Annotated in this window: 7 protein-coding genes; 6 read left to right on the forward strand and 1 reads right to left on the reverse strand. The window is 65.0% G+C overall.

Annotation, left to right across the window (positions count from 1 at the left end):
- The 6 genes from ureC to JWR89_RS23645 all read left to right on the forward strand — a co-directional run.
- A partial coding sequence (gene ureC, locus JWR89_RS23620; protein ID WP_299720611.1) for an urease subunit alpha occupies positions 1 to 1,569 on the forward strand: 1,569 nt, incomplete at its 5' end.
- A gap of 232 nt (positions 1,570 to 1,801) precedes the next feature.
- The gene (locus JWR89_RS23625; protein ID WP_299720613.1) at positions 1,802 to 2,101 is read left to right on the forward strand and encodes a putative quinol monooxygenase; all 300 of its coding nucleotides are present in this window, start codon (positions 1,802 to 1,804) and stop codon (positions 2,099 to 2,101) included.
- Positions 2,102 to 2,395: 294 nt separating this feature from the next.
- Complete coding sequence (locus JWR89_RS23630; protein ID WP_299720614.1) at positions 2,396 to 3,016, forward strand: urease accessory protein UreE; 621 nt, start codon at positions 2,396 to 2,398, stop codon at positions 3,014 to 3,016.
- Positions 3,003 to 3,743 (forward strand): urease accessory protein UreF, encoded by a 741-nt coding sequence (locus tag JWR89_RS23635; protein ID WP_299720622.1) that lies wholly within the window; start codon positions 3,003 to 3,005, stop codon positions 3,741 to 3,743. Before JWR89_RS23630 ends, JWR89_RS23635 begins: the two co-directional genes overlap by 14 nt.
- A gap of 207 nt (positions 3,744 to 3,950) precedes the next feature.
- A complete protein-coding gene (gene ureG, locus JWR89_RS23640) occupies positions 3,951 to 4,577 on the forward strand; it encodes an urease accessory protein UreG (RefSeq protein WP_299720616.1) in 627 nt (208 codons plus the stop codon).
- A 357-nt stretch (positions 4,578 to 4,934) separates the two neighbouring features.
- The gene (locus tag JWR89_RS23645) at positions 4,935 to 6,584 is read left to right on the forward strand and encodes an HWE histidine kinase domain-containing protein (RefSeq protein ID WP_299720618.1); all 1,650 of its coding nucleotides are present in this window, start codon (positions 4,935 to 4,937) and stop codon (positions 6,582 to 6,584) included.
- 118 nt (positions 6,585 to 6,702) lie between these two features.
- On the opposite strand, the gene JWR89_RS23650 is transcribed toward JWR89_RS23645, so the two are convergent.
- Positions 6,703 to 7,061, reverse strand: a 359-nt coding sequence (locus JWR89_RS23650) for a sigma factor-like helix-turn-helix DNA-binding protein (RefSeq protein ID WP_299720620.1), incomplete at its 5' end; no start/stop codon positions are given.

The following is a 7,061-nucleotide window of genomic DNA, read 5'->3' on the forward strand; positions in this document are numbered from 1 at the left end:
GGCAAGGTGATCCGCGACGGCATGGGGCAGTCGCAGGCCACCAACGCCGAAGGCGCGGTGGACACCGTGATCACCAACGTGCTGATCGTCGATCACTGGGGCATCGTCAAAGCCGACGTCGCCATCAAGGAAGGCTACATCTGCGCCATCGGCAAGGCGGGCAATCCCGACATCCAGCCCGGCGTCACCATCAATGTCGGGCCCGGCACCGACGTGATTGCCGGCGAAGGAAAAATCCTCACCGCCGGCGGCTTCGACAGCCACATCCATTTCATCGGCCCGAAGCAGATCGAGCACGCGCTGATGAGCGGCGTCACTTCGATGCTTGGCGGCGGCACCGGCCCGTCGCACGGCACCTTTGCCACCACCTGCACGCCGGGCCCGTGGCACATCGGCCGGATGATCCAGTCGTTCGACGCCTTCCCGGTCAATCTCGGCATTTCCGGCAAGGGCAATGCCTCCAAGCCCGCGGCCTTGATCGAGATGATCAATGCGGGGGCCTGCGCGCTGAAGCTTCACGAGGATTGGGGCACCACGCCCGCCGCCATCGACAACTGCCTGACGGTTGCCGACGATCACGACGTCCAGGTGATGGTTCACTCCGACACGTTGAACGAGAGCGGCTTCGTCGAAGACACCATCGCCGCCTTCAAGGGCCGCACCATCCACGCCTTCCACACCGAAGGCGCCGGCGGCGGCCATGCGCCCGATATCATCAAGGTCGCGGGCCTTGAAAACGTGCTGCCGTCATCCACCAATCCGACGCGGCCGTTCACCCGCAACACCATCGACGAGCATCTGGACATGCTGATGGTCTGCCACCACCTCGATCCCTCGATCGCGGAAGATCTGGCTTTCGCCGAAAGCCGCATCCGCAAGGAGACCATTGCCGCCGAAGACATTCTGCACGACCTCGGCGCGCTCTCGATGATGTCGTCGGACAGCCAGGCCATGGGCCGGCTCGGCGAAGTCATCATTCGGACCTGGCAGACCGCCGACAAGATGAAGAAGCAGCGCGGATCGTTGCCGCAGGACAACGGCCGCAACGACAATTTTCGCGTCAAGCGCTATATCGCCAAGTACACCATCAACCCCGCCATTGCGCACGGGGTGTCGAAACTGATCGGCTCGGTGGCGAACGGCAAGCTCGCCGATCTCGTACTGTGGTCGCCGGCATTTTTTGGTGTCAAGCCGGACCTGGTGATCAAGGGCGGCATGATCGTGGCCGCACCGATGGGCGACCCCAACGCCTCGATTCCCACGCCGCAGCCGGTGCACTACCAGCCGATGTTCGGCGCCTTCGGTCGCGCACTGACGCAGTCGTCGTTCGTGTTCACCTCGGGGGCCGCGATCTCGAACGGGCTGCAGGCCAAGCTCGGCACCCAGAAGGCGATGTACGCCGTGGAAAACACCCGCTCCGGCATTTCGAAAAAGAGCATGATCCACAACGACGCCACGCCGGACATCGACGTCGATCCAGAGACGTATGAAGTGCGCGCCGATGGCGAGCTGCTGACCTGTGCCCCCGCGGAAGTGCTGCCGATGGCGCAAAGATATTTTATGTATTGAGGGAGTCCTGCTCCCTCCCCCCTTGCGGGGGAGGGCCGGGGAGGGGGGTAACCGCGGGCGACGGCGCTTGTGGCGCCCCCCTCCCGGCGCTGCGCGCCACCCTCCCCCGCAAGGGGGGAGGGGAAACCCGCGGCACTACCCGCACACGACCACCCCTTCAATCCCTCCCCATAACGCCCTACAGTCCGCCCCGGCCGTCTCAGCGCCACAACAAAACACCGGGAGAATCGCCTTGATCTACGTCGTTGCCACCCTGACCGTGAAACCCGAATCCCGCGCCGAACTGATCGAGGCCGCCAAGGCCTGCATCGACGGCACCCGCAAGGAAGCCGGCAACATCGCCTATGACCTGCATGAGAGCGTCACCGACCCCGCCAAGATGGTGTTTGTCGAGCAGTGGGAAAATGCCGAGGCGCTGGTGCCGCATCGCCAGACGGAACATATGAAGGCGTTCGGCCGCGTCGCCGTAAAATGCTTCGCCGCGCCGCCGAAAATCGAAGTCATCACGCCTGCCGATGTGGTGGTGCGCTAATTCAAGGAACGCCGCGAAAGTGCTGATGCACATGGAGTCAAACGCGCCGCTCTTCTCAACCTCTCCTCGCTCTGCGCGGGGAGAGGTCGGAGCCCGCGCGCAGCGTGGGCTCCGGGTGAGGGGCGGGGCACTCAACCTATTGCATCGTCATTACCCTGCTGATCGAAGGCGCCCCTCATCCCAGCCCTCTCCCCCTAGCGAAGCTTCGCTTCGCGCGGAAAGCGGGGCGAGGGGGCGCGAGACCATTGCTAAGACTATCAAGACACTGAAGATCCAAACCATGAGAACTCACCGATGATCCGCGCCACCGACGTCAAAGGCCAGTACCCGTGGACCGAAGCGGCGGCGGACACCGTCGTGCTCGATTTCGACGACCGTCATCGCCGCCGCATGGCGATGACGGGGACGCGCGGGCTGGAATTCCTGCTCGACTTGGAAAACGCCATCGCCTTGCGCGGCGGCGATGCGCTGGTGCTGGAAGACGGTCGGCTCATCGAGGTGGTGGCCGCCCCCGAGCCGCTGCTGGAAATCCGCAGCCCCGATCCGGCGCATCTGGTGCGCGTCGCCTGGCATCTCGGCAATCGGCATCTGCCGACCCAGATCGTCGGCAAGGGTTTGCGCATCCGCCGCGACCACGTGATCGAGGACATGGTCAAGGGCCTCGGCGCCCGCGTCATCGCCATCGAGGCGCCGTTCGATCCCGAAGGCGGCGCCTATGCGGCGGCCGAGGCCCATGACCATGCCGGGCACGGCCATCACGACCACGGCCATCATGCCCATGGTCACGACAAGCATGATCACGCCGGCCACGATCATGCGGCACATGCTCCTACCGAGCATGTCCACGACGAGCATTGCGGTCACGACCACGACCACGATCACCACGGCCATTCGCATGCTCATGACCACAAGTAGACCTGCGGACCTTGTCCCGCAGGCCGAACCGGCCGCGCTGTCCGCCGACGAGGGCGCGGCGCTGTACCGGCTGATGACCTGGTTATCGCCGGCCTTTCCGGTCGGCGCGTTCTCCTATTCCAGCGGCATCGAATGGGCAGTGGAGGCCGGCGACATCGTCGATGCCGCGACGTTGCAGGACTGGCTGTCGTCGATGCTGACCGACGGCTCGGGCTTTTGCGACGGCGTGTTTGTCGCCCATGTGCATCGCGCCGCTTCGGACCGCGATGAAAAAACGCTGCGTGAGATCGCCGAACTCGCCGCGGCCTTCGTGCCGTCGAAGGAGCGCCAGCTCGAGACCGCGTCGCAAGGCAGGGCCTTCATCGAGATCGCGCGCAGCGCCTGGAATCACGACGGCCTGGAGCGCCTGATCGCCGCTTGCGACGGCGCCATGGTCTATCCCGTCGCGGTCGGCCTGGTCAGCGCCGTGCACAAAATTCCGCTGTCCGCTACCATGCACGGCTTTTTCCACGCGGTGACTTCGAACTGGATCTCCGCGGGGGCCCGCCTGGTGCCGCTCGGCCAGACCGACAGTCAGCGCGTGCTGGCCGCCCTGGAGCCCGTCGTGGTCGCCACCGGCACCCGCGCCATGGCGGCCTCGCTCGACGACCTCGGCAGCGCCACGTTTCGGTCGGACATCGGCGGCATGCGCCACGAGACGCAGTATACGAGGCTGTTCAGGTCATGAGCGGCGCTGCGGGGCGGCCCACGCTTTCCACGCGTCGTCCCCGCCTAGCACGCCGAAGGCGTGCGCGGAGCGGGGACCCATACACGCTGTCGTCTTGGGTATGCGCTGGGGCTAGTATCCCGCTTCACCATAGCTGCCTGAGGCTATGGGTCCCCGCCTTCGCGGGGACGACTCAGCGTTTCAACTCCAACCCAGAGAACCCCTGACATGCCTTCCTTTCACGGCCCCTTACGCGTCGGCATTGGCGGTCCCGTCGGCTCCGGCAAGACCGCGCTGATGGACCTGTTGTGCAAGACCATGCGCGAGCGCTACGACATCGCCGCCATTACCAATGACATCTACACCAAGTGGGATGCCGAATTCCTGGTTCGCTCGGGCTCGCTGACTGCGGACCGCATTGCCGGCGTCGAGACCGGCGGCTGTCCGCATACGGCGATCCGCGAGGATGCCTCGATGAACCTCGCCGCGGTCGCCGACATGCGGGCGAAATTTCCCGATCTCGACATGGTGCTGATCGAGTCTGGCGGCGACAACCTCGCTGCGACCTTCTCGCCGGAGCTGGCCGATCTCACCATCTACGTGATCGACGTCGCCGCCGGCGACAAGATCCCGTCGAAGGGCGGCCCCGGCATCACCCGATCCGACCTGCTGGTGATCAACAAGATCGATCTGGCGCCCCATGTCGGGGCCTCGCTGGAGAAGATGGACACCGACGCCCGGCGGATGCGCGGCGCCCGGCCGTTCGTGATGACCAACATGAAGACCCATGACGGCCTCGACCGCATCATCGCCTTCATCGAGGCCAAAGGCGGGCTGAAGGCGAAGGCGGCCTGATCGGTAGGGGGGGCAAAGCGAAGCGTGCCCACCATCTGGATGCTGGGCGCGAAGATGGTGGGCACGGCGCAAGGGCGCCTTTGCCCACCCTACGGCCGGACGATTTTGTTAAGCCTGTTTCCGTAGCCTGAAAAAATTCGGTGTCGCGGGAACAAAATGGCTCCGGCGTGATTGGGCTACTCTTAGGCGCAACCGGCAGCCTGGCTACCCCCGTTCGCAGGTCGTGATTGGGGCGACGATTCTTCCATGATTTCGGACAAACTGCCGTGCAATGCCTTGTGAATTCTCGTTTGCTTCGACTTCCCCGCCTGCGAACGACAAATCCCTTTCAGCAACGTCTCATTTTCGAGTAAGCGCGTGGTCCGGCTGGGTTTCATCATCGTTTTCATGGCGCTGGCCGGATTGTTGCTTTCCGGCCTTGCGGCCTATCGGGTGCATGACCAGGAACTGGCCATCGACGGCATCGCGCTCGGTCGCGCGGTCGATATCCACGCCAGCCTGGTGCAGGAGCGTCTGACCGAGCGCGAATTGCTGGCCCGGGTCGCTTCCGGGCTGTTTCGCGCGCCCTCCCTGATCAAGGCCAACATGCTGCAGCCGCTGCGGTCCTCGATCTACGCCTTCAAGACCGATTTCGTGATCGCGAGCTGGATCGCGTCGCTGCAGCCCGGCGAACTGGCGGCTGCCCGCACCGAACTGGCCAGCGCGGGCTTTCGCAACCCGACGATCCGAAATTTCGACGATACGCCGCTGAACCTGCAGAGGCTCGACAAGCCGCTCGACGTGCTGATGGACGTCGAGCCGCGCAATTCGGAGACCGAAGGGCTGACCGGCCGCGTCCTCAACAACGGCCCGGTGATGGGACCGACGCTGGCCCGCGCGCTGGCCGAGGGCAAGCCGGTGGCGTCCGATCCGACCGAACTGCTCCGCCCCGGCGGGCCGGTGGGGGTGGTGCTTGCCGCCCCGGTGATGCAGGACGGCAATGCGGCGCCCGCGGGCTTCGTGTCGTTCTCCTACGAACTCGGCCCGTTGATGCTGGCCAATGACGAGATGTCGCTATTCTCGGTGGCGCTGAAGGATCCGCGGGTGCCGGATGGCGAACTGGTCGCCGACGAGCGCGGCGCGGTCCGCTCGCAGTCGCTGGTGCCGAACGGTCCGGCGCTGGCCGTGCTGCGCACCGTCAGCTTCGGCGGCCGCGACTGGTCGCTCGGCTACTATCCGAAGACCAATGTCGCGCTGCGCGCGCAGCGTATCGCGCTTGTCGTCGGCGCCTTCGGCCTGGCGCTGACCGCCATCCTGTGCGGCCTGTTCGGCTACGTCACCTACAACAATCTGCGGCTGCGCCGCGAAGTGGCGATGCGTATCGGCTTCGAGCGCCGCCTGACCGCGGTGATCGACGAACTCAATCATCGCGTGAAGAACATCCTGGCGGTGATCCAGTCGATCGTCACCCGGACCCTGCGTCACGGTAGCGACATCGATGTCGCCCGCGATCTGCTGATCGGCCGCATCCACGCCATGTCCAACGTGGTCTCACTGCTGTCGGAGAGCCAGTGGCAGGGCGTGCCGCTGAAGGGCCTGTTCGAGGCCCGCGCGATTCCGCATGCCGAGCGCATCGCTGTCAGCGGCCCGCACATCGTTGTGAGCGCCCGCGCGGCGCAAAGCCTGTCGCTGCTGTTCTTCGAATTGGCGTCGCACTCCGACGAGGGCCTGTCTTTGGTCGGAAAGCACCCGCACATTGTCGCGCATTGGGAGATCAACGGCAGCGGACCGGACTCGACCTTCGACTTCCGTTGGGAGGAATTCAACACCAGCGCGGCCACGCGGCGGCCGGACAGCGATTTCGGAGTGGTGCTGCTCGACCGGGTGGCGCCGGAAGCGCTGGGCGGCACCGCCAAGCGCTACTTCACAGATGTTTCATATGTGTACGAACTGTCCGCCCCGATGGAAACCGTGATCGACATGACCGAACGCGACCGAACCGAGGCACTGGCCAAGCCGGTCAAGTAACGCCCGGCGACGCCCAAAACCCGCACCGGATTTCAAGTCTTGCGGCCGAAATGCGGCAACCAAAAAAGCGGCCACCGAAGTGGCCGCTTTGTTTTATTTATCAAGGCGTTGCGGCGAATTAGCCGCCGCTGCCGCCGATCACGGCGCGAATCGTGTTGTCGGGCCCGAAATCGTCGGCGCCATCGACATACAAGAGAGCGCTGAGCTTCGAGCGCGCGCGGTTGACGCGGCTCTTGATGGTGCCGACCGCGCAGCCGCAAATCGCCGCGGCATCTTCGTAAGAGAACCCGGAGGCCCCGACCAGGATCAGCGCCTCGCGCTGGTCCTGCGGCAGTTTTTCGAGCGCCACCCGAAACTCCTCGAACTCCAGATGGGCGTTTTGCGCCGGCTGGGTCTTCAGGGTCTTGGCATAGTTGCCCTCGGCGTCCTCGACCTCGCGCCGCCGCTTGCGATAGTCAGAGCGGAACAGGTTGCGCA

The sequence above is a fragment of the Tardiphaga sp. genome (genome assembly GCF_028290785.1).
In the GTDB taxonomy this organism is placed as follows: Bacteria; Pseudomonadota; Alphaproteobacteria; order Rhizobiales; family Xanthobacteraceae; genus Tardiphaga.

Excerpts from the sequence above, each read along its gene's own strand:
- ureG (WP_299720616.1), top strand. The coding sequence starts at position 3,951 with ATGCCTTCCTTTCACGGCCCCTTACGCGTCGGCATTGGCGGTCCCGTC.
- JWR89_RS23630 (WP_299720614.1), top strand. The coding sequence starts at position 2,396 with ATGATCCGCGCCACCGACGTCAAAGGCCAGTACCCGTGGACCGAAGCG.
- JWR89_RS23635 (WP_299720622.1), top strand. The coding sequence starts at position 3,003 with ATGACCACAAGTAGACCTGCGGACCTTGTCCCGCAGGCCGAACCGGCC.